The sequence below is a fragment of the Halorubrum pallidum genome (genome assembly GCF_055380345.1).
In genome coordinates this window covers 1,195,520-1,215,252 of sequence record NZ_AP043945.1, presented here as the reverse complement: position 1 = coordinate 1,215,252, position 19,733 = coordinate 1,195,520, and the positions used below count along the sequence as shown (strand labels likewise).

The 19,733-nt window shown below is 60.3% G+C and carries 12 protein-coding genes, 1 tRNA gene and 3 rRNA genes; 7 read left to right on the top strand and 9 right to left on the bottom strand.

The features are described 5' to 3' along the window. Positions 1–94 precede the first annotated feature (94 nt). Positions 95–745: a hypothetical protein gene (locus tag ACZ45C_RS07860; protein WP_460558206.1), complete on the bottom strand. Its 651-nt coding sequence runs from the start codon at positions 743–745 to the stop codon at positions 95–97. A 160-nt stretch (positions 746–905) separates the two neighbouring features. On the opposite strand from ACZ45C_RS07860, the gene ACZ45C_RS07855 reads away from it, so the two are divergent. Further along, on the top strand, positions 906–1,196 hold the full coding sequence (locus tag ACZ45C_RS07855) for a hypothetical protein (protein WP_460558204.1): 291 nt from the start codon (positions 906–908) through the stop codon (positions 1,194–1,196). A gap of 164 nt (positions 1,197–1,360) precedes the next feature. On the opposite strand, the gene rrf is transcribed toward ACZ45C_RS07855, so the two are convergent. The 4 genes from rrf to ACZ45C_RS07835 all read right to left on the bottom strand — a co-directional run bounded on the left by rrf (position 1,361) and on the right by ACZ45C_RS07835 (position 6,525). Next, a 5S ribosomal RNA gene (rrf, locus tag ACZ45C_RS07850) occupies positions 1,361–1,482 on the bottom strand. Between the two features lie 152 nt (positions 1,483–1,634). Then, positions 1,635–4,547: ribosomal RNA gene (locus ACZ45C_RS07845) — 23S ribosomal RNA — on the bottom strand. Positions 4,548–4,822: 275 nt separating this feature from the next. Continuing rightward, positions 4,823–4,894: transfer RNA gene (locus ACZ45C_RS07840), tRNA-Ala, on the bottom strand. A 161-nt stretch (positions 4,895–5,055) separates the two neighbouring features. Then, positions 5,056–6,525 (bottom strand): 16S ribosomal RNA (locus tag ACZ45C_RS07835). Together the 16S, 23S and 5S rRNA genes with 1 tRNA gene alongside form the textbook arrangement of a ribosomal RNA operon. 741 nt (positions 6,526–7,266) lie before the next feature. Between ACZ45C_RS07835 and ACZ45C_RS07830 the strand changes: the two genes are divergently transcribed. Next, positions 7,267–7,827, top strand: a complete 561-nt coding sequence (locus ACZ45C_RS07830; protein WP_004046033.1) for a TATA-box-binding protein — start codon at positions 7,267–7,269, stop codon at positions 7,825–7,827. 116 nt (positions 7,828–7,943) lie between these two features. Here ACZ45C_RS07830 and ACZ45C_RS07825 read toward each other — a convergent pair whose 3' ends face one another. Beyond that, positions 7,944–9,137: a Cdc6/Cdc18 family protein gene (locus ACZ45C_RS07825; RefSeq protein ID WP_460561339.1), complete on the bottom strand. Its 1,194-nt coding sequence runs from the start codon at positions 9,135–9,137 to the stop codon at positions 7,944–7,946. An 874-nt stretch (positions 9,138–10,011) separates the two neighbouring features. Between ACZ45C_RS07825 and ACZ45C_RS07820 the strand changes: the two genes are divergently transcribed. Together ACZ45C_RS07820 and ACZ45C_RS07815 are read left to right on the top strand one after the other, a co-directional pair. After that, positions 10,012–10,830 (top strand): DUF7117 family protein, encoded by an 819-nt coding sequence (locus ACZ45C_RS07820; protein WP_460561341.1) that lies wholly within the window; start codon positions 10,012–10,014, stop codon positions 10,828–10,830. Between the two features lie 128 nt (positions 10,831–10,958). Continuing rightward, the gene (locus tag ACZ45C_RS07815; protein WP_460561343.1) at positions 10,959–11,186 is read left to right on the top strand and encodes a DUF7385 family protein; all 228 of its coding nucleotides are present in this window, start codon (positions 10,959–10,961) and stop codon (positions 11,184–11,186) included. Between the two features lie 168 nt (positions 11,187–11,354). Here the strand turns inward: ACZ45C_RS07815 and ACZ45C_RS07810 are convergent, their stop codons facing one another. Together ACZ45C_RS07810 and ACZ45C_RS07805 are read right to left on the bottom strand one after the other, a co-directional pair. Beyond that, a complete protein-coding gene (locus tag ACZ45C_RS07810; protein WP_460561345.1) occupies positions 11,355–12,869 on the bottom strand; it encodes an MATE family efflux transporter in 1,515 nt (504 codons plus the stop codon). Between the two features lie 385 nt (positions 12,870–13,254). Next, the gene (locus tag ACZ45C_RS07805; protein ID WP_464374336.1) at positions 13,255–14,532 is read right to left on the bottom strand and encodes a mechanosensitive ion channel family protein; all 1,278 of its coding nucleotides are present in this window, start codon (positions 14,530–14,532) and stop codon (positions 13,255–13,257) included. 119 nt (positions 14,533–14,651) lie between these two features. Here ACZ45C_RS07805 and ACZ45C_RS07800 point away from each other — a divergent pair, with 119 nt between their 5' ends. Together ACZ45C_RS07800 and trmB are read left to right on the top strand one after the other, a co-directional pair. Beyond that, a complete protein-coding gene (locus ACZ45C_RS07800) occupies positions 14,652–15,392 on the top strand; it encodes a proteasome assembly chaperone family protein (protein ID WP_460561348.1) in 741 nt (246 codons plus the stop codon). Positions 15,393–15,515: 123 nt separating this feature from the next. Further along, positions 15,516–16,598 (top strand): HTH-type sugar sensing transcriptional regulator TrmB, encoded by a 1,083-nt coding sequence (gene trmB / locus ACZ45C_RS07795; protein WP_460561350.1) that lies wholly within the window; start codon positions 15,516–15,518, stop codon positions 16,596–16,598. 30 nt (positions 16,599–16,628) lie between these two features. Here the strand turns inward: trmB and ddh are convergent, their stop codons facing one another. Then, positions 16,629–17,588 (bottom strand): D-2-hydroxyacid dehydrogenase, encoded by a 960-nt coding sequence (gene ddh, locus ACZ45C_RS07790; RefSeq protein WP_460561352.1) that lies wholly within the window; start codon positions 17,586–17,588, stop codon positions 16,629–16,631. Between the two features lie 162 nt (positions 17,589–17,750). On the opposite strand from ddh, the gene ACZ45C_RS07785 reads away from it, so the two are divergent. After that, positions 17,751–19,727, top strand: a complete 1,977-nt coding sequence (locus ACZ45C_RS07785) for an ATP-binding protein (protein WP_460561354.1) — start codon at positions 17,751–17,753, stop codon at positions 19,725–19,727. Positions 19,728–19,733: the final 6 nt, after the last annotated feature.

Here is a 19,733-nt window from a genome sequence, read left to right as displayed (position 1 = left end):
AAACGATCCGCGGCTTCCGGGCGGACAGCGGAGCGAACCACGTTCTCGAACGTCGCGAGGCAGTCCGGCTTCGGAAATTCGTCGATCGAACGTCTCACAGGGACACAGTCATCAGGACACCAGGTGTATCGCGGAGCGAACGTCTCGCCGTCACGGAGGTAACAGACGATACGATCGACTCCGGGTGTTCACCGACGTTCGCCATCGTCCACGTGATCTTGGTGTCGACCTCGTCAGTCCGCGTGCTCATTAACATCGGACCGGCATCCAACAGAACTGCACGAAGCCGCTCCGCATCTTCGACCCCGAACCGAACCCGACGCGGAGACATCGTCTCCGCGAGCCGCCGTGCGAGCGGATCGAGACCGGAGTCGGCGTCCGCGTTCCGTGTCTCTCCGAGTTCCGTTCGAGTGATCAGGTCGTCGGGAGCGGCCTGGAGAGCCGATCGAAAGGCGTCGACGGTCGTCGTCCCGAGAACGACGATGACGGGGACGTCTTCCGGAGTCGACGCGAGTTTCTCGGCGACAACCGTATCGTCTACCGCACCGGCGCTGGCGACGATCCCACACACGTCCGTCAGTTGCGAATCGGGGTCGTCTCCACTCTCTTCCGCCAAGTCGCCCGTATCGACGATCCGGTGCTCCGGAACCCGCGACCCGTCCCACGCAGACTCGATAGCACGTATCACATCATCGCGCACGTCTGTGTCGCTTCCGACGAACGCGATGACGGAGCGCCTGTGCATGTCCCTCCGTTCACTCCGTTCTATTTGAAATTTGAGTCGAAAATATCGCCTTCGAGAACGCCAACGTACGGTGCTCGATACGATCGCAACGATCGCCAGCACACGCCAGCGAGCGCGATGAAACGCCGGTACTTAACACATCTGGGCCGAACGAAGAGACATGTGTGCAGACACGTTTGGGGTGGGTGTTCACCTCACCGAGGCCGAATTCCAGTTCGTCGTTCACGTGCCCTCAGAGATCGACAACGGCTGGACCGACCCGGACGCGTTTCAGACGCTCGTCGCCGACACGGTCTGGGAACTACTCGACCGAGAATCGACGCTCCGAGCCGTCGCCGAACACTTCGAGACCGGTGAGACGGTGTCGCTCGGAACAGTCACACTCGATCCAGACGGCACTGTCGTCGACCACCACCTCGGCCTTCCCGAGACGAGCGGTTCGATGGCCTAGATCGACACCTTCGCCGTGTGGATCCGACAGAACTCCTCTACGACTTCGAGTAGCAGTCTCACGTAATTCTCACAAACGAGCGATGCGACTCAGCAATATAGATGAAAAGCCCAGAGACACGGTGTCTCTGGGCGTGGGTGGGAGATATGTTCCCGGTATGAGTGGGTAGGCGGCGAACCGCGGTTCCCAGAGGATCGCTCACTCCAGTACTTCCCGGTACGCTGGTGGGCTTAACTTCCGTGTTCGGAATGGGTACGGGTGTGGCCCCACCGCTTTGGCCGCCTTCATGCCGACTCTCGGTTTCGAACCGAGACTCTCCATGCGTGTTGGCATGGGGAGACGCCTGTGTCGGTGGTTCCGATCGTGTGATCGGCCAACCGTGTGTACGTGCGATCCAGTTACCGCCTGAACTCATGCGAGTGTGGTGTCAGTGCCGTATGATTGTGGCTTCGGTCTGTTAGTGCTCGTGGACTTAACGCCTCGTTGCCTCGGCGCGCACATCCCGAGTCTATCGATCTCGTCTTCTACGAGTGACCTCTGTGGTACTTCTTTTCCATGTGGGTTTCGAGCTTAGATGCGTTCAGCTCTTACCCCGTGTCGCGTGGCTACCCGGCAGTGCTCTTGCGAACAACCGGTACACCAGTGGCGACCAAACGTAGTTCCTCTCGTACTATACGTTCGTTCACGTCAAGTACCTTGACACCCCCAATAGATAGCAGCCGACCTGTCTCACGACGGTCTAAACCCAGCTCACGACCTCCTTTAATAGGCGAACAACCTCACCCTTGCCCGCTTCTGCACGGGCAGGATGGAGGGAACCGACATCGAGGTAGCAAGCCACCCGGTCGATATGTGCTCTTGCGGGTGACGACTCTGTTATCCCTAAGGTAGCTTTTCTGTCATCTACGGGCCCCATTCCGGAGCCTCGTAGGTTCGCTAGACCACGCTTTCGCGTCAGCGTCACTCGTTGGGAATGACACTGTCAGACCATCTTGTGCTCTTGCGCTCTTCGCCGGATTCCCGACCCGGCTGAGATGATCTTCGGGCGCGCTCGATATCTTTTCGAGCGCGTACCGCCCCAGTCAAACTGCCCGGCTACCGGTGTACTCCTCCCGGAGTGAGAGTCGCAGTCACCGACGGGTAGTATTTCAATGCTGACTCGGTGGCCCGCTAGCGCGGGTACCTGTGTAGTGTCTCCTACCTATGCTGCACATCGGCGACCACGTCTCAGCGACAGCCTGCAGTAAAGCTCTATAGGGTCTTCGCTTCCCCTTGGGGGTCTCCAGACTCCGCACTGGAACGTACAGTTCACCGGGTCCAACGTTGGGACAGTGGCGCTCTCGTTTATCCATTCATGCAAGCCGCTACTGAAGCGGCAAGGTACTACGCTACCTTAAGAGGGTCATAGTTACCCCCGCCGTTGACGGGTCCTTCGTCCTCTTGTACGAGGTGTTCAGATACCCGCACTGGGCAGGATTCAGTGACCGTACGAGTCCTTGCGGATTTGCGGTCACCTGTGTTGTTATTAGACAGTCGGAGCGCCCGAGTCACTGCGACCTGCTCCGTAGAGAGCAGGCATCCCTTCTTCCGAAGGTACGGGACTAACTTGCCGAATTCCCTAACGTCGGTTCTCCCGACAGGCCTTCCCTTGCTCTGGGAGTGTACCTGTGTCGGATCTTGGTACGGACATCATGCTTGCCTTTTCACGGGCCCTATGTACGGCTGACTTGCGCTGTTTCACGTTTCGCTCGCTTCGTGCCGTGACGGCGTCCACGAGCTTCCATGATTCGACCGGGCGAAGGCCCGGCTCAGCGGTCCATACGGCGTCGGCGTTCACTGCATGATGGCGCTGGAATATTAACCAGCTTCCCGTTGACGTAGTCGAGTTACGGTACGTCTTAGGACCGGCTAACCCTCGGCTGAGTGGCAGTGCCGAGGAACCCTTACACATCAGGCCGTCGAGGTTCTCACCCGACTATCGCTGCTACTGTGACCAGGATTGTCGTTACTGAACGGTCCACGCGAGCTCTCGCCCGAGCTTCCGTCCGAACAGTACGCCAACCTACGCGGTTGCCCTGTCACGGGCACGGCCAGGTCTCGGTGGTAGATTTGAGCCCCGATCATTTTGGGCGCCTCAAACCTCGGCCGGTAAGCTGTTACGCTTTTCTTAGAGGGTAGCTGCTTCTAAGCTCACCTCCCGGCTGTTTAGGGCTTGAGACCACCTTCGAATCGCACTTAATCTACACTTTGGGACCTTAACCCGGCTCTGGGTTGTTCCCCTCATGGTGCACAGGCTTACCCCGCACACCGGACTCCCTTCGTCTACAGCGCCTGCGGGTTTGGAGTTCGACAGGATGGCCGACTCCTCTCGGAGGCGGGTCATCCAATCGGTAGCTCTACCCCGCGGGCTACCTCGGAAGAGGTCATGCTTCGACATGTTTCGGTTGGAACCAGCTGTTGCCAGGCTCGATGGGCCTTTCACCCCTATGCACAGATCACGAGAGGATATTGTAGAATACCACCTCTAACGGGCCTCCACGTGGCTTTCGCCACGCTTCACCCTGCCTGTGTATAGATCGCCTGGTTTCGGGTCGTACCCACGTGGCTCCCCGCGCTTGAACACGGTGGCCCTCGCAATGCTGCGGCCGTATCGGTTTCCCTGCGCCTTCCTCGGTTCACGAGTTAGACTCGCCATGTAGGTACACTCCCTGGGTCGTTTTTCAAAACGCACGACACGACGCCGGCTCGATTCTCTTCCTACTGGAGGATCGCTCCTCGGTCGTTTTGAGAATCGCCTTGTACGCCCTGTCGCTCGATCGCCAGCTGATTTCAGGCCCTATTGCACCGCCCTTCTCGGGGTGCTTTTCAGCGTTCGCTCACGCTACTTGTTCGCTATCGGTCTCGAGGAGTGTTTAGCCTTCTCAGGGGATGCCTGAGTTGTTCACAGAGGATATCCGACCCCTGCTACTCTGGTATTGACGCCAACGGTACTGTTCTCTCGTACGGGGTTGTCACCCTGTGTCACGCTCCGTTCCAGGAGACTTCTGAGAGAGGGTCGCGTTTTGGTTGTCAACCCGAACACCACATTGGTCCGAAGACCTTCGGTTTGGGCTGTGTCGTGTTCACTCGCGGTTACTAGCGACATCGCGGTTGCGTTCTGTTCCTCCCCCTACTGAGATGTTTCAATTCGGGGGGTTCCCTATTGCGCGTGGCAATTGTTATACGGATTCCGATTGGGAGATCTCATGTTCGTTCCCTCCATGCGGGTCCCATGAGCTTTTCGCAGCTTGGCACGTCCGTCGTCGGCTCTCGAGCCGAGCCATTCACCAGCTGGCACAGTAGCCAGTAGTGTTGTCAGTCGTTCTCCGAAGAGAGTGACTGACGGTGTCAGAAGTACTCGTATGAGTAGTTCCGACTGTATATGGTTCACTGACGTTCCACGAACTCGGATGAGTTCAGTGGACGTCTGGATCGCACGTATACACGGTCGTCATTGAATCGCCCTGGCGGGGCGTTCGTCGAACCCTTCCCATCCGCGGTTTCCCGGGATGGTGCATCGGTCGTCGTGTTCAGTCAGTTCGTCGGCGTCCCCTTAAGGGGCACGTTTCGAGCTGGCTGAACGGACATGGACTCACTGGGATTCGAACCCAGGGCATCCTCCTTGCAAAGGAGGCACTCTACCGCTGAGCTATGAGCCCGCCTTCCCTGGTGGGGAAGGCTTTGTCGGCGTGTGTGTGAGCCGTGGTCGTTCTAGGGTGTCCAGGTCGGTGGGTGGGTGGACACAGACATGCATGAGTGGTGACCGTCTGAAGAGACGGTCGTAAGGTGAGCTCACCCGTGTGGGTGAGTCTCGGGTCGGTGGAGGTGATCCAGCCGCAGATTCCCCTACGGCTACCTTGTTACGACTTAAGCCCCCTTGCGAAGCCCAGATTCGACACGTGTAACGTGCCTCATCCGGACCTCACTCGGGTGCTTTGACGGGCGGTGTGTGCAAGGAGCAGGGACGTATTCACCGCGCGCTTGTGACACGCGATTACTACCGAATCCAGCTTCATGTGGGCGAGTTGCAGCCCACAATCCGAACTACGATCGAGTTTCTGAGATTACCGTCTCCTTTCGGAGTTGGAACCCTTTGTCTCGACCATTGTAGCCCGCGTGTTGCCCAGCACATTCGGGGCATACTGACCTACCGTTGCCCGTTCCTTCCTCCGTGTTGGCCACGGCGGTCTCCGTACTGTCCCCAGCTACTGTGAAGTACTGCTGGCAAGTAGGGATGCGGGTCTCGCTCGTTGCCTGACTTAACAGGACGCCTCACGGTACGAGCTGACGGCGGCCATGCACCTCCTCTCTGAAACTCGGACAAGGTCATCAACCTGGTCGTCATTATTACAGTCGATGCTGGTGAGATGTCCGGCGTTGAGTCCAATTAAACCGCAGGCTCCTCCGGTTGTAGTGCTCCCCCGCCAATTCCTTTAAGTTTCATCCTTGCGGACGTACTTCCCAGGCGGTCTGTTTAGCGGCTTCCCTACGGCACAGCACCCACTCGTAGTGGGAGCCACACCTAACAGACATTGTTTACGGCCAGGACTACCCGGGTATCTAATCCGGTTCGAGACCCTGGCTTTCGTCCCTCACTGTCGGATCCGTTTTCGCGACGTGCTTTCGCCATCGGCGGTCCGTCCAGGATTACAGGATTTCACTCCTACCCCGGACGTACCCGTCGCGCCTTCCGGTCCCAAGCCACACAGTTTCCACCGGACGCCCACCTGTTGAGCAGGTGGATTTTCCGATGGACTTGTGCGGCCAGCTACGGACGCTTTAGGCCCAATAAGATCGGCCATCACTTGGGCTGCCGGTATTACCGCGGCGGCTGGCACCGGTCTTGCCCAGCCCTTATTCGTACACCGCCCTAGGGTGTACAAAAGCACAGGCTCTATGCCTGTGCACTTGGGATTCCCTTATCGCACTGTCGTGCAGTGTAAAGGTTTCGCGCCTGCTGCGCCCCGTAGGGCCCGGAATCTTGTCTCAGATTCCGTCTCCGGGTTCTCACTCTCATGACCCGTACCGATTATTGGCACGGTGGGCCGTTACCCCACCGTCTACCTAATCGGCCGCAGCCACATCCTTCGGCGCCGGAGCGTTTGGCACAGTCCTCATTCCAGGTGGACTGTGGTGTCCAGTATTAGCCTCAGTTTCCCGAGGGTATGCTGGTCCGAAGGGTAGTTTGGCCACGTGTTACTGAGCTATTCGCCACGAGTCTGAACTCGTGCGACTAGCATGGCTAAATCGAATCCCAATAGCAATGGCCTCCGGCAGGATCAACCGGAATGTATACCTCTGTACCTGGTTCCCGGCACAGAGGGGGTGTTGGCGGGTGTTGACTCGGTGTCAACACACCATTGCATGGTCTGATATGGTGTCCGGTCCATCCAGCGACCTGGATGACACCGAACGACCACGGCTCACATCAGATTTCCTCTTACGCCGGAGCGCAGGGGGCGAAATCCTCATGTTGGTGAGTCGGACGAGCCGACTCTGCGAAACCGGGCCGAGTTGAACGGCCCGAATTCGCGGTGCGTTCTTCGCGTCTTGACCGAACGGGCTTATACACTTAAGCACGTCGGAACGCTTCGACCGGCCGTCGAACGGCCAGCCGGTGTCCCCCGCGCCGGGGGACCTTCGCATTCAACACGAATGCCGGGTTGTATTTAACCCCGTCGAAGCATCGGCGCCACGTCATGCGGTTTCAATGGCATTCGTTGCCACGACAGTTAGCACACAGACTGGAGAGTGCGGGAGACGCTCCTCGCTGTGAGGCGCTCAAGGGTCCGAGAATAGATCGGCTAATTATCTGAATTTTGTCAGTAAGATCGCGGCGGGAAGTTCGCAGCGATCAGTACCCCAACGACACCGGCGGAGAGAGATTCGACGGTGAGGTGTTTGACCACGAAAGACCGCCGTCTCGATTACTACGGCCGCTCGTCAGAAGCGACTCCGACCGCCGACCGATGGACCGGCTGTTTATACCACGGGCGTTTATAAGGGAGGGGGCCACATATAAAAGCGAACGATGACGAACCCTGCAGATTCGATCGAGATACAGAACGTAGTTGCATCGACGGGGATCGGCCAAGAGCTCGACTTGGAAGCGCTTGCAGAGGACCTACCGGGAGCTGATTTCAACCCGGACAATTTCCCCGGGCTCGTCTACCGGACACAGGAACCGAAGGCGGCTGCACTCATTTTCCGGTCCGGGAAGATCGTGTGCACGGGCGCAAAGAGCATCGACGATGTCCACGAGGCGCTGGGAATCATCTTCGAGAAGCTCCGCGGGCTACAGATTCCCGTCGAAGACGATCCGGAGATCACCGTCCAGAACATCGTGTCGAGCGCAGACCTCGGACACAACCTCAATCTCAACGCGCTTGCAATCGGTCTCGGGCTTGAAGACGTCGAGTACGAGCCGGAGCAGTTCCCCGGACTCGTGTACCGGATGGACGAGCCTGAAGTCGTCATCCTCCTGTTCGGAAGCGGGAAGATCGTCATCACGGGTGGGAAGCGGACGGACGACGCGGAGGAGGCGGTCGAAGAGATTGTTGAACGGATCGAAGGGCTCGGACTCCTCGGTTGAGGACCCCGGAACGCACGAATGGCCCCGCGAGTGGCTCACTCCACTCGATCCGACATTGGTAACGCAGTATCAGTAATCGATCCCGTCGAAGTCGCAGCTGTGCAGTGGCCGGACGGCTATTCTTCAGTCAGCACCTCCTTGACGACGCTCGGGTCCTCCAACAGCTGGTGTTTCGTGTAGCTCCCCTCGGCGCTCCCCCCACTGTGTTTCGACTGTTCGATAATGTCGAGGAACGCGTGTTCTTTGAGCAGGTCGCGGACACGCCGGAGCGAGAGGCTGTCCGACCCCTCCTGTCGACAGATGTTCTCGTATATCTCGTACACTCGGCTCGTCCGAAATCCGTCTTGACGCCCGGAAGAGAGTGAAAGCAGTGCGAGTGCCTGGAGCACGTATCGTGAGTGAGGCGTGGAGCCGCGGATGAGTTCGCGGAATCTATCCGTTTCCGCGCGCTCTCGCGCCTGTGTGACGAACCCCTCTCGAACGGTTGGCTCACCGTTCGATTGGGCGATCTCGCCGGCGTATCTGAGGATGTCGATGGCCTTTCGGGCGTCACCGTGTTCGCGGGCGGCGAGTGCCGCCGCACGTGGGATCGTCGACGGTTCGAGCACCTCGTCGTGAAACGCATCCGCTCGGGCCTGCATGATCTCTCTGAGCTGGTTCGCATCGTACGGGGGGAAGACGAATTCACGCTCACAGAGGCTCGATTTGACGCGTTCGTCCATGCGATCTTTGTACTGGATTTTGTTGCTGATCCCGATGACGCCGAGTTTGCAGTCGGTGATCTTCCCGGCTTCGCCGGCTCGGGAAAGCTGCATCAGGATGGCGTCGTCGTCGAGTTTGTCGATCTCGTCGAGAATGATGAGGACGACATCGTATCGTTGATCGAGGATGCGCCAGAGGCGCTTGTAGTAGGTCGACGTTGATAGCCCTTTGTCGGGGACGTTGATTCCGGTCGTATCGGGGTCGTTGACGCCGTCCGCGATGGTCTGAACGGCCTGCGTCTCCGTTGTATCTTGTGCGCAATCCACGTAGGCAAACGTCGCGTTGACACCCTCTTCGCCCGCCGTGGAGACGAGTCGCTTCGAGACGTACTTCGCACAGAGCGACTTGCCAGTACCCGTTTTACCATAGATGAGAACGTTGCTCGGGCTCTGTCCGAAGATAGCCGGGTTGACTGCCGTGGCGAGGTTCGAGATCTCGTCGTCGCGACCGACGATTCGACCCTCGCCGGGGAGGTGGCTGATCTCTAGAAGCTCTTTGTTCGCGAATATCGGATCCTCCCTAGTGAAGAGGTCGTCCGCTGCGTCCATGGGAGAGACACCGTGTTTCCGGTGAAATGTATTCCGCTTCGGATGGGGACATACAGATTGAGACACACACCGTGTTTCCGGTGAAATAGGGTTGGCGGTGGGGTGGGTAGGGTGCGGTGAGGTGGGTAGGGTGCGGTGAGGTGGGTAGGGTGCGGTGAGATGGAGTACGATGGGGTAGGGTGCGGTGAGATTCGGTGGAATAGAGTGGATAGGAGGACTAAGATGGAAGGATGGCTTGAGATATGATAAGGTGGTGTAGAAAGTGGTAGGATACAGTGGAAAGAAGAAGGAGTTAAAAAAGGCCAGAATCGGAAGACGAGAACAGAAAGCGAAAACGCCAGAGAGCAGTAAAAATATTCATCGGAAATGCGGTCTGGTTCACCGGAAACACGGTGTCAACCACTCCACAGAGAAAATATGATCAGGAGATCTCTGCGTGAATTAACGGCACGTATCATAGGGTGAGTATCATGGAAATCATCGTCGTAATAGATCTGAACGGGCGTAACTACGCACGTTCAGCAATAAAACCGAATTTCTGGTGAAATAGCGTTGTCGCTTTTATACTAGCGACTGATCCGCTTGGCGAATGGTACTCAGATGTAATATAAATAATTGCAGGATTATAATCCATATCTCCGTACGCCAGCACGCAAAAGATACCCCACCTCTACCCATCCACCACCCAGAGCACCCCCGATTTCACCGGAAACACGGTGTGTCACTCTCATCGCGTTGCTCCACTTTGACTGGAAAATACAAATCGGTAGCAATGTTGGTAGGCAGCAGAGGAGTCCGTACGGAGGCCGTCCTATGGTCTTCAGCGGGGCCATCGATACACAGACGTTTACTCCGGTGAGGCCGACGCGTCGGTATGAAAGTCCGCGGCGAACGTGAGTGCCAAGAATGCGGCACACGCTGGTCGTACTACGAGACGGGTACCGTCGAGTGCCCCGAGTGTGAGAGCCTGCGGAGCGTCGGTTTGGACGAGCGGACTACGCACACCGACACACCTGTGAGACTCGATCTCAGTACTCACCGGTCTCGATTCGGCGAATCGCGCGAACTGCTTCCCGAGGACGAAGACGGCGTGGATATGATAAAATCCGACCTCCGCGAGTACACGCGCAAGCGGGGCTTCATTCGAGGTGGAAAGCTACTCACACTCGACGCCACCTACCTCGCAGCGTGCGAACTCCTCGAAGCGGTGGATCTCTACGATCGGCTGCGTGATCCAACCGACGCCGACCGTGACTACCTCCTCAGCCTCTTGGCAGGTGCAGAGGACGGCGATCGCCCCTCAACGGGGAACGTCCCCGACGCTTTCCGTGAGGCACGGGGAATGGCCGCAGTTCGCGCCGTGGAGGAGTATCGAAGTGATCTTCTCGTGTTCATCGACGAACTGGATCCGAAATCGGAGATAGCAGACATCGACGACGCCTCCGACACTACCGACCCCAGTGGAGCCGATATCGACACCGCCTCTGGGGTATCGCGGACTGCCCGCACGCGAGACCTGCTCGAACAGCTTCGCGACCGGACGAAACGCGTCGAAGCGCTCGGTGGCGACGTAGCCCCAGCTGCCGCCGATTCCCTCGTCGACGCGGCAAATGCGATTGGTGAGTTCATCAGAGACGGCGACGGCGACGCCCTCGCTCGTGCACAAGACACACTCTCTGAACACTCGACGTAAGACAGCTATTCGGGTAATCACAACACCCAGACGACAACACGTCACCTAGACGACAACACATCTCATGCGGAAATCAGTCCTGATACGTGCGGAGATACATTAACCGTCCCTCAAGCGGACGTGGATCTATGGCGCGGTTCGACATCCACGACCACCGTCACGCGCTCAAGCAACTGAAGGACACTGGCGCGACGAGCCTCTGGGAAAACCGGAAAGACATCTCTTGTCCGGTCTGTGAGGACCCGTTTACGCGTCTGTTCACCACACACGAGGAGAAAACGACATTCCCCGAAAACGACGGCGCACGATTTTGTCTACTCCGTGATGACGACGCGATCCATCTCTTCCGACACTAGTCTCACGTTCTTCCGACACCGATCTCACGGTCTTCCGACACCGATCTCACGGTCTTCCGACACCGATCTCACGGTCTTCCGATACTAGTCTCACGTGGCGGCCACTCGGCCTGCAGTTCCTCCGTTGTCGGTGACGTGATCCGGTCGAGTAATCGTCGGCAAGCGGGATTAGTCGTCGGCAAGCGGGTCGACCTCGTGCGTGGAACCGTTGATGTACCGCTCGGTCCACGTCCCACGCGCGAACCACGCGACGCCGACAGCCGCACCCAGAACGTTGCCGATCGCCATCCCGACCCAGACGCCGGTTTCGTCCCACCCGGCGACGAAGACGAGATATGCGACGCTCGCGACCCGGCCGATCCACAGCGTGAGAATAGAGATGACCATCGCGGTCTTCGTGTTTCCGGCACCGCGGAACGCGCCGAGAATGACCTGTGAAACGCCGATGAACGCGAATTCTACCGAACGGATCCGCACGTACTCGACGGCGTACGAGACGGTCGCAGGCGCGTCGGGAACATCTCCGAGGAACACGCCGACGATCGGCTCGGTGAAGGCGACAGCGACGACGGCGACGAGAAGCATGACGCCGGCCCCGGTTCCGGCGGCGAGTTTGACCGCACGTGCCGCGCGATCGGCCCGATCGGCACCGAGGTTTTGGCCGACCATCGTATCGATCGCCCGCCCGAGCCCCATCGCCGGAAGGAAGACGAGAGAGATAAGTCGATTACCGAGTCCGTAGGCGGCGACCACCGGCGGTGAGAACGTCACGATCATGGCAGTGAGGGTGATCATCGCAAGTGCGCTCGTCGTCTGCTCGACGCTTGAGGGGAGTCCGAGACGGAAGATATCACCGATGAACTCCGTGTCCGGTCGGAGGTGTGCGAGATCGACCGTCGGACCGAGGTCGGTCGCGAACAGCACCCAGACGCCGATCGCGGTGGCGACTCCGCGTGAGAAGATCGTCGCTATCGCAGCCCCTTCTATGCCGAGCCCAGTGAATCCGGTCGCCGCAAGCACGGACGCCTGGATCGTCATCGGGTCGAGCAGCGAGACGATCGGGACGCTAGCGAGCCACTGAAAAAGTGGGTTGTCGGCGAACCCGAAGATCAGGAACGGATCGAGGAGCACGTTCAAGAAGACGGAAACGACCATTACGGCCATCGGCGTCCGGGTATCGCCGTATCCGCGCATCAACGCGGAGAAGACGAAGAACCCGAACATCAACGGGATTCCGGCGAAGATAACTTCCATGTAGTCTGCCGCGAGGGGAATGACCGCCGCTGCCGTCTCCGGATCGCTCGGGAGAAGTTCCAGAGCCGGACGAGTGTAGAGGTAGCCGCCGACACCGATGAACACCGACAGAACCGAGACGGTGACCATCGTCTGTCCGGCGACGAGCCCCGCAGATTGGTCTCCGTCGGCACCGGTGTACTGTGCGACGAGTATCGCACCCGCGGTCGTGAATCCGCCAGCGACAGCGATAAGTAAGAATATCAACGGGAATGCGAGGCTAATCGCCCCGACGGCGTCGGCTGATAACCGACCCAGGTACAGCGTGTCGACTACGTTGTACGTCACCTGTAACAGCTGGATCATTACGATCGGCCACGCGAGACGAAACAGCGGTCCGACGAGGCTCCCCTCCGTGATCGACTCCGTAGAGATACTTTCTCCACTCATCGCGTTGTCGTCAGGTGTCAGGTCACCGCTACCCGCCGTGTCTTTGCTCGCCGTGTCTGTGTCTGGTGGTGTATCAGACTCGGACGGGGTGTCAGACTCGGACGGGGTGTCAGACTCGGACGGAGTGTCAGACTCGGACAGGGTATCGGATGAATCAGCGTCTGACGACTCTGTGGAGGGCTCGTCACTCACTTATAGACACACGGTGATCTCGCTGCATCATCTTTCCGATTCGCGCGTGGTACAACCGGAAAACTCACTGTATCGGGGTCAAAAACTCACTGTATCGGGGTCAGAGCGTGTGCTCAACTACGGTGGCTGACACTCAATGTCTGGCCAAGACGAGGTCTGGTCAAGACGGGGTCTGCTCAACTAAGACGGGAGATCACCGGAGATCCTCAGAGTGGCGTCCGAGACCGTCTTCTCCGTCCACGGTATCTTCGTCGTCTACGGTATCTTCGCCATCCACGGTATCTTCGTCGTCTACGGTATCTTCGCCATCCACGGTATCTTCGTCGTCTACGGTATCTTCGCCATCCACGGTATCTTCGTCGTCTACAGTGTCGCTACTGGCTGCCGTGTCACGGTCGTCTGACCTATCGCTGGTGTCTGTAGTCGCTGCCTCGGTGTCGTCCGCAGTCCGCTCGTCGATCGCGTCTTCGTCAGCGACATTGGTCGCGAACCCGCTACTGACAGAATCATCACCGCCGACATGGTCGGCGGGTCCGTCAATGCGGGCCACGCCGGACGTGTCGTCGAAGACGAGATGGCGATGTGGGTACGCCATCTCGACATCGGCGTCCGCGAGTCGCTCGCGGATCCGGGTGTTCACGTCGGACTGCACCTTCGCGAGCTTGTAGGGCTTTTTCACCCAGTATCGGAGCCGGAGTAACACCCCGTCGTCACCGAACTCGTGTAACCGACAGTCGGGGCTGGCCGTGTATCGGGCGACCCCAACTCGGATGTCTGGACCGCCGTCGATCACGGCGTCACAGTCGCGCGCGCCTCGCTCGATGCATCGGCGTGCTTCGGGAATGTCACTCTCGTAGGTGACGAGCACGTCGATCGTTCGGCGAGTCCGCTCGTCTTCAGCTGAGAAGTTGGTCACGTCGCGCTCGCGCATGGTCCCGTTCGGGACGACGATGAAGGTGTTATCGAGGGTGAATATCTTCGTGTATCGGATCGTGATATCTTCGACGAATCCCGTCGTGCCGTCCTCAAGTTGAATCATGTCACCGATTTCGAACGGCTGATCGGCGAGAACGAAGATCCCGTTGATGAAGTTCCCCACGATCGGTGCGAGGATGATCCCGATCACGGCGGAGAAGACCGCGGTTCCCAAGAGTAAGTCGGCGAACTGGAAGCCGGCTACCCCAAGACCGATAAGCGTCGCGAGGGTGATCGTCCCGACGCGCACCCCTCGAACGATGGTCTGTGCGACGCTCTGTCGAGACACGCGGCGCGCGACGGGGCGGCCGATGAGTCGAATGAGGAACTTCGACACGAGCACACCGATCCCGGCCGACACGAGGACTATCAGCAAACCCGCACCCGGGACCGACGACAACGCCGCTTCTGGGAGTGACGGCAGCCCCGAGGCCCAGTCCGCCAACGGGATCGCGGCGGCATTCGCGGTGAGGGTGATCGCATCGGGGCGCGCCATAGCGAATCTGCCGTCGGCCACCCGAAAAAGGGTTTCTCCCTAGCAGTTCCGAGAGAACCCGTTTTTCATAGAGACCCAAGGCGGGAAATCATTAACACCCCGACTATCGAATTCCGAATATGTCACACACACCACCGGGGATCCCTTCGTTCAGTGTCACCCACGACCTGTCGCCGAACGACGTGCTTGTTGCTGGGTTCTCGTCGTTCGGGCTCGCGGGACTCACGGCCGTCGATTACCTCGTCGATAACCTCGAACTCGAAGAGATCGGACACGTTAGCACGACCGACCTTCCGTCGATCACCCCCTTCGAGAAGGGCCGGCCGCGTCACTCGATCCGGCTGTACTCGGCTGACGACGTCGACGTAACCGTTCTCGTCGGAGAACAGTTCGTCCCGCCGGTGCTCGGTGAGCGACTGGCGACATCGATCCTCGGCTGGACCGAGACCGAAGACGTGGCCGAGATCGCGGTGCTTGCGGGCGTCCCGATCCCGCACGGCCCCGACGCACACAAAACGTTCTACGTCGCGACCGACGACTACCGTACAGCGCGGCTCGGAGACGACGCCGTTCCACCGATGGAGGCCGGATTCCTCGACGGAACGAACGCGTCACTGCTTGAGCACGGAATAGACTCCCCCTTGGGTGTCGGTGTCTTCATTACGCCGGTTCACGCGCAAGCCCCGGACGTCGAAGCCGCGGTCAGGCTCGTGGACACGATCGACGCCACGTACGATCTCGGTGTCGACTCCGGACCGCTGGAAGCGTTCGCAGCGGAGATCCGCCAATACTACGAGGGCCTCGCAGAGCGTATCGACGACCGCGAATCCGAGGGAACCTACGATCGGATGTACATGTGAAATTCTCAGGTATCCGGCTACGAGGCTGTCGGCATCTGAGACGTGTAGAGAATTCCGCTCTGAAAACGCGTGCAACTCGACTCATAGTAAAAACCTATATCGGAGGGGTACGACGGGTAGTCCATGACTGACGATCTCCGCGGTACGCTCGACCGCGTCGGGGACCGATTCAATCTCGGCGAGTACGAAATCGACGCGTACCTCGCGGTATTAGAACACGGAGAACTGACGGCCAGCGATATCGCCGACAGAACTGACATTCCGCAACCGCGGGTGTACGACACCGTTCGGAGCCTCTCCGACCGCGGGCTCGTGGAGCTTCGCGAGTCGCGCCCGATGAAGATCGTCGCCGTCGATCCCGAGGACGCCTTCGGCGACCTCCGATCGTCGTTCACGGAGATGGTCGACGAGCTGGAAGCCCGGTACACCGCACCGACGCGCGAGACTGAGGCCGTGTCGCTGGTGAAGTCCCGATCGACGATCCTCCGGTACGTCGAGGAAGTGATCGAAAGCGCGGAGTTCGAACTGGCGGTATCGCTCACGCCAGGTCTCCTCCGCCGGTTCCGCGACGACCTCGCGGCCAAGGTCTCCGACGGCGTCAGCGTCGAACTACTCGTCACCCCGTCGTCGAAGGCCCCCGATCCCGACGAGTTCGACTACCTCGAGGTCGCGACCATCGCCCGCGCGCGTCGCGGGATCACCACACCGATCCTCGCCGTCGCCGACGGGGAATACTCCGTGTACGCGACACAGGACGCCCTCCGAGACGACCGCGAACGATACGGTGTCATCTTCAACCGCTCCGCGCTCGGGTTCCTGGTCTCTGGCTTCTTCGGGACCGTTCTCTGGACGACCGCCGAGACGCTCGCTGCAGACGGCATGGAACGTCCGTTCCCGCGGCGCTACGCCTCTATTCGACGCGCGGTCAAAGACATCCGCGAGTTCAGCGATGCGTCCGCCGAGGGTGACGCTTCCGAGGCGGCCGAGTTTTACGCGAGCGTCGAGGGACGCGACATCGAGACGGGCGAGTCCGTGACGGTCAGCGGGCGAGTCGTCGATCTCGCGTTCGAGGACACCGAGGAGGTGGCCTCTCTCGTTGTCGAGACCGAGGCGGGTCGGGTCGAAATCGGCGGACGCGTGGCCGCGCTCGAAGACGTCGAAGGACAGGAGATCGTGATCGGCCGAGACGGACCGCCGGCGCTGTAGTGCGACTCGAGTGGAGGTACTGACCGATCCTCACAGAACTCGGTTCGTCAGCGCCTCACCGTCGCGAGCCCGTCGGACGTTCTCTCGGACAATCGAACCAACGTGTTCACCGTATCGGTGTGTGAACGCTGCACAGTGCGGAGTCACGATGACTTCGTCCATCTCCCACAGCGGTGACGACTCCGGAAGCGGCTCGTCCTCGAAGACGTCTAGCGCCGCACCGGCGATGGATTCGTCTCCGAGTGCCGACACGAGATCCGACTGGTCGACGACGCCTCCGCGGGCGACGTTTATCAGATACGCGTCGTCTCGCATCGCGTCCAGCACGTCTCGATCGATCATTCCCTCGGTCTCTCCGGTCAGTGGGACTGTCAACACGACGAACCGCGCGCCGGCAACGGCGGATTCGATCTCTCCCGGTGTGTAGACGCGGTCGACGCTCGGCTCCGGGACGGGGGTCCGCCGGAGGCCATCGACGTCGACGCCGAGCGCCGAGAGGCGATCGACGACCCCGCGGCCGAGGCTCCCCAGTCCGATCACGCACGCGCGCTCACCGGCGATCGTCCACGCCTCATCCCAGTCGGGCTGGCTCCACTCGCGTTCTTCTTGGTTGCGAATGTGCGTGTGGAGTCGTCGCGAGAACGCGAGGAGATATCCGGCGACGGTCTCTCCGATCGCGTCGCCATGGATCCCGGTGCTGTTCGTCAGTGCGACGCCGGCGTCTTCGAGTCGGTCTTGTGGGAACCGGTCGACGCCCGCTTGGATCGAGTGGATCCAGTCGAGATCGAGAAACTCCTCCCGGTGTTCGAAGGTAACTATCGCGTCACACGGCGGGACAGCCCCGTGAGGCCCATCGGCATCGTCGGTGGATCCATCGGAATCGTCGGGAACCACGACGTCGATCGGAACGTCTGACAGCTGTTCTGCCAGAAACTCCGGCGGAAAAAGCACCGATACCGAGGGATCGATCCCGAGGGTGTCGAGTCGCATACCGGAGTCTGCACGAGGACTCTATTAATCGTTTGTCCGTTCGTGTTCGGCCGGCGCGTGCCGGCCGACCGCACGCGTGAACCGAAGTCACATCCGTCGAGGACATATCTGTCGAGGTCACATCCGTCGGGGTTTATTGGGTGGGCGGTCCCTGTCACGAGTATGACCGAGCAGGAGACGATCCACGTCGCGGACGTCAGCGAGGGGATCGGCGGCGACGCGACGGCCGAGCCGGGATCGCCGGTAGAGCTTCCGGTCGTCGACGTGCTCACCGGACGTTCGTTCATCACCGGCAAGTCCGGGTCCGGCAAGAGCAACACCGCCTCCGTCGTGATCGAGAACCTCCTCGACAACGGCTTCCCCGTGATGATCGTCGACACGGACGGGGAATACTACGGCCTGAAAGAGGAGTACGAGATTCTCCACGCCGGGGCGGACGACGAGTGCGACATCGTCGTCTCGCCGGAACACGCCGAGAAGCTCGCGAACCTCGCCCTAGAGGAGAACGTCCCGATCATCCTCGACGTCTCCGGGTATCTCGAAGAGGATACCGCGAACGAACTGCTCTTGGAAGTCGTCAAACAGCTGTTCGCCAAAGAGAAGCGTCTCAAGAAGCCGTTCCTGCTCGTCGTCGAGGAGTGTCACGAGTACATCCCGGAGGGCGGCGGGATGGACGAGACGGGCAAGATGCTGATCAAGGTGGGCAAGCGCGGTCGGAAACACGGCCTCGGAATCGTCGGTATCAGCCAGCGCCCCGCGGACGTAAAAAAGGACTTCATCACGCAGTGCGACTGGCTCTGTTGGCACCGGCTTACCTGGGACAACGACACGAAGGTCGTCGGACGCATCTTGGGTTCGAAGTACGCGAGCGCCGTCGAGGATCTCGGGGACGGCGAGGCGTTCCTGATGACCGACTGGGACGAGTCGATCCGGCGGATCCAGTTCCACCGCAAGCAGACGTTCGACGCCGGCGCGACGCCGGGGCTCGACGACTTCGAGCGTCCGGAACTCAAGTCCGTCTCCAGCGATCTGGTCGGGGAACTCCAGTCCATTTCCGACGAGCAGGCGCGCCGCGAGTCCGAGCTTGCAGACCTCCGACAGGAGCTCGACAAGAAGCGTCAGCGGATCCACGAACTCGAACGCGAGCTGGAGGAGGCCCGCGACCTGAGCAACATGGCCGACCAGTTCGCACAGGCGCTGCTCGGTAAGGCCGAAGCCCCCTACCGCGGCGGAAACGGGCGCTCCGTCGCCTCCGCGGCGTCCGCCGACCGCTCCCAGGCGGACCTCGACGTCTACGATGCGGTGGACACGGAAACGGATCCCGACCCCGCCGACAGCGGTACAGCCTCCGGCGACCCCACAGATCCCGCCGACGGCAGGGCACCCTCCGATTCCGGCGACGCCAATGAAGGCCCGCAGTCGGCCGATGCGCCTCCGACTCCCGAACCGGTAGACGACAGCGAGCAGGACGGGCGCGACGACGTCGACCCGGTCACCCGCGACGACGTGGCCGAGAGCGCGCTCCGGTTCGACGACGCCGTCGAACTCGGCACGCGCGAGGCGGTCATCGAGGAGCTTCGCGGTCGGATCGGGGGCCTCACCGACATCTCTCGCGGGATGCTCCGCCACTACCGCCGTGAAGGCGTGAGCGACCCAGTCGCGGCGCATATCGACGCCGGCGGCGACGGCGACACCGAACACGCTTACAGCCGACACCGACCGGTCCGCCGCGCTGGCCTGATCCGTCACGCCGGCCGGGGCCACTACGCGTACGCCGTGCCCGATCTGATCCGTGAGGCGTACGCGGACCGGCTCGACGACGAGAGCGTTGACGAGATCGTGCGAGCCGTCGAGACCGCGTTCGTTCCGCCGGCTGAGCGGAGCTATCCTCCGGACGCCGATCCGACAGATGTTCACGGCGGTGACGCGAGAAACGGTAGCGGTCGAACGGACGGCACGCGAGGCGCTGAGACGCACGACGACGCTCACGTCTCGAACGGGGGAAAAACAGAGGGGGAAGGGGACGAAGGGACAGAAGAACCGGCGGCGCAGACGGCTGAAGACAATTCATCGTTGAGATCGGGACTCAGCGAGGCCGCGCGCGAGTTCGTCGATCGAAGCCGGTCGGTCGACGAGTAAGCCGTG

Bases quoted from the DNA above. Each gene is read 5' to 3' on its own strand.
- ACZ45C_RS07810 (WP_460561345.1), bottom strand. From the start codon at position 12,869: ATGAGTGGAGAAAGTATCTCTACGGAGTCGATCACGGAGGGGAGCCTC.
- ACZ45C_RS07860 (WP_460558206.1), bottom strand. From the start codon at position 745: ATGCACAGGCGCTCCGTCATCGCGTTCGTCGGAAGCGACACAGACGTG.
- ddh (WP_460561352.1), bottom strand. From the start codon at position 17,588: ATGCGACTCGACACCCTCGGGATCGATCCCTCGGTATCGGTGCTTTTT.
- ACZ45C_RS07815 (WP_460561343.1), top strand. From the start codon at position 10,959: ATGGCGCGGTTCGACATCCACGACCACCGTCACGCGCTCAAGCAACTG.
- trmB (WP_460561350.1), top strand. From the start codon at position 15,516: ATGACTGACGATCTCCGCGGTACGCTCGACCGCGTCGGGGACCGATTC.
- ACZ45C_RS07855 (WP_460558204.1), top strand. From the start codon at position 906: ATGTGTGCAGACACGTTTGGGGTGGGTGTTCACCTCACCGAGGCCGAA.
- ACZ45C_RS07820 (WP_460561341.1), top strand. From the start codon at position 10,012: ATGAAAGTCCGCGGCGAACGTGAGTGCCAAGAATGCGGCACACGCTGG.
- ACZ45C_RS07785 (WP_460561354.1), top strand. From the start codon at position 17,751: ATGACCGAGCAGGAGACGATCCACGTCGCGGACGTCAGCGAGGGGATC.
- ACZ45C_RS07800 (WP_460561348.1), top strand. From the start codon at position 14,652: ATGTCACACACACCACCGGGGATCCCTTCGTTCAGTGTCACCCACGAC.
- ACZ45C_RS07805 (WP_464374336.1), bottom strand. From the start codon at position 14,532: ATGGCGCGCCCCGATGCGATCACCCTCACCGCGAATGCCGCCGCGATC.
- ACZ45C_RS07830 (WP_004046033.1), top strand. From the start codon at position 7,267: ATGACGAACCCTGCAGATTCGATCGAGATACAGAACGTAGTTGCATCG.
- ACZ45C_RS07825 (WP_460561339.1), bottom strand. From the start codon at position 9,137: ATGGACGCAGCGGACGACCTCTTCACTAGGGAGGATCCGATATTCGCG.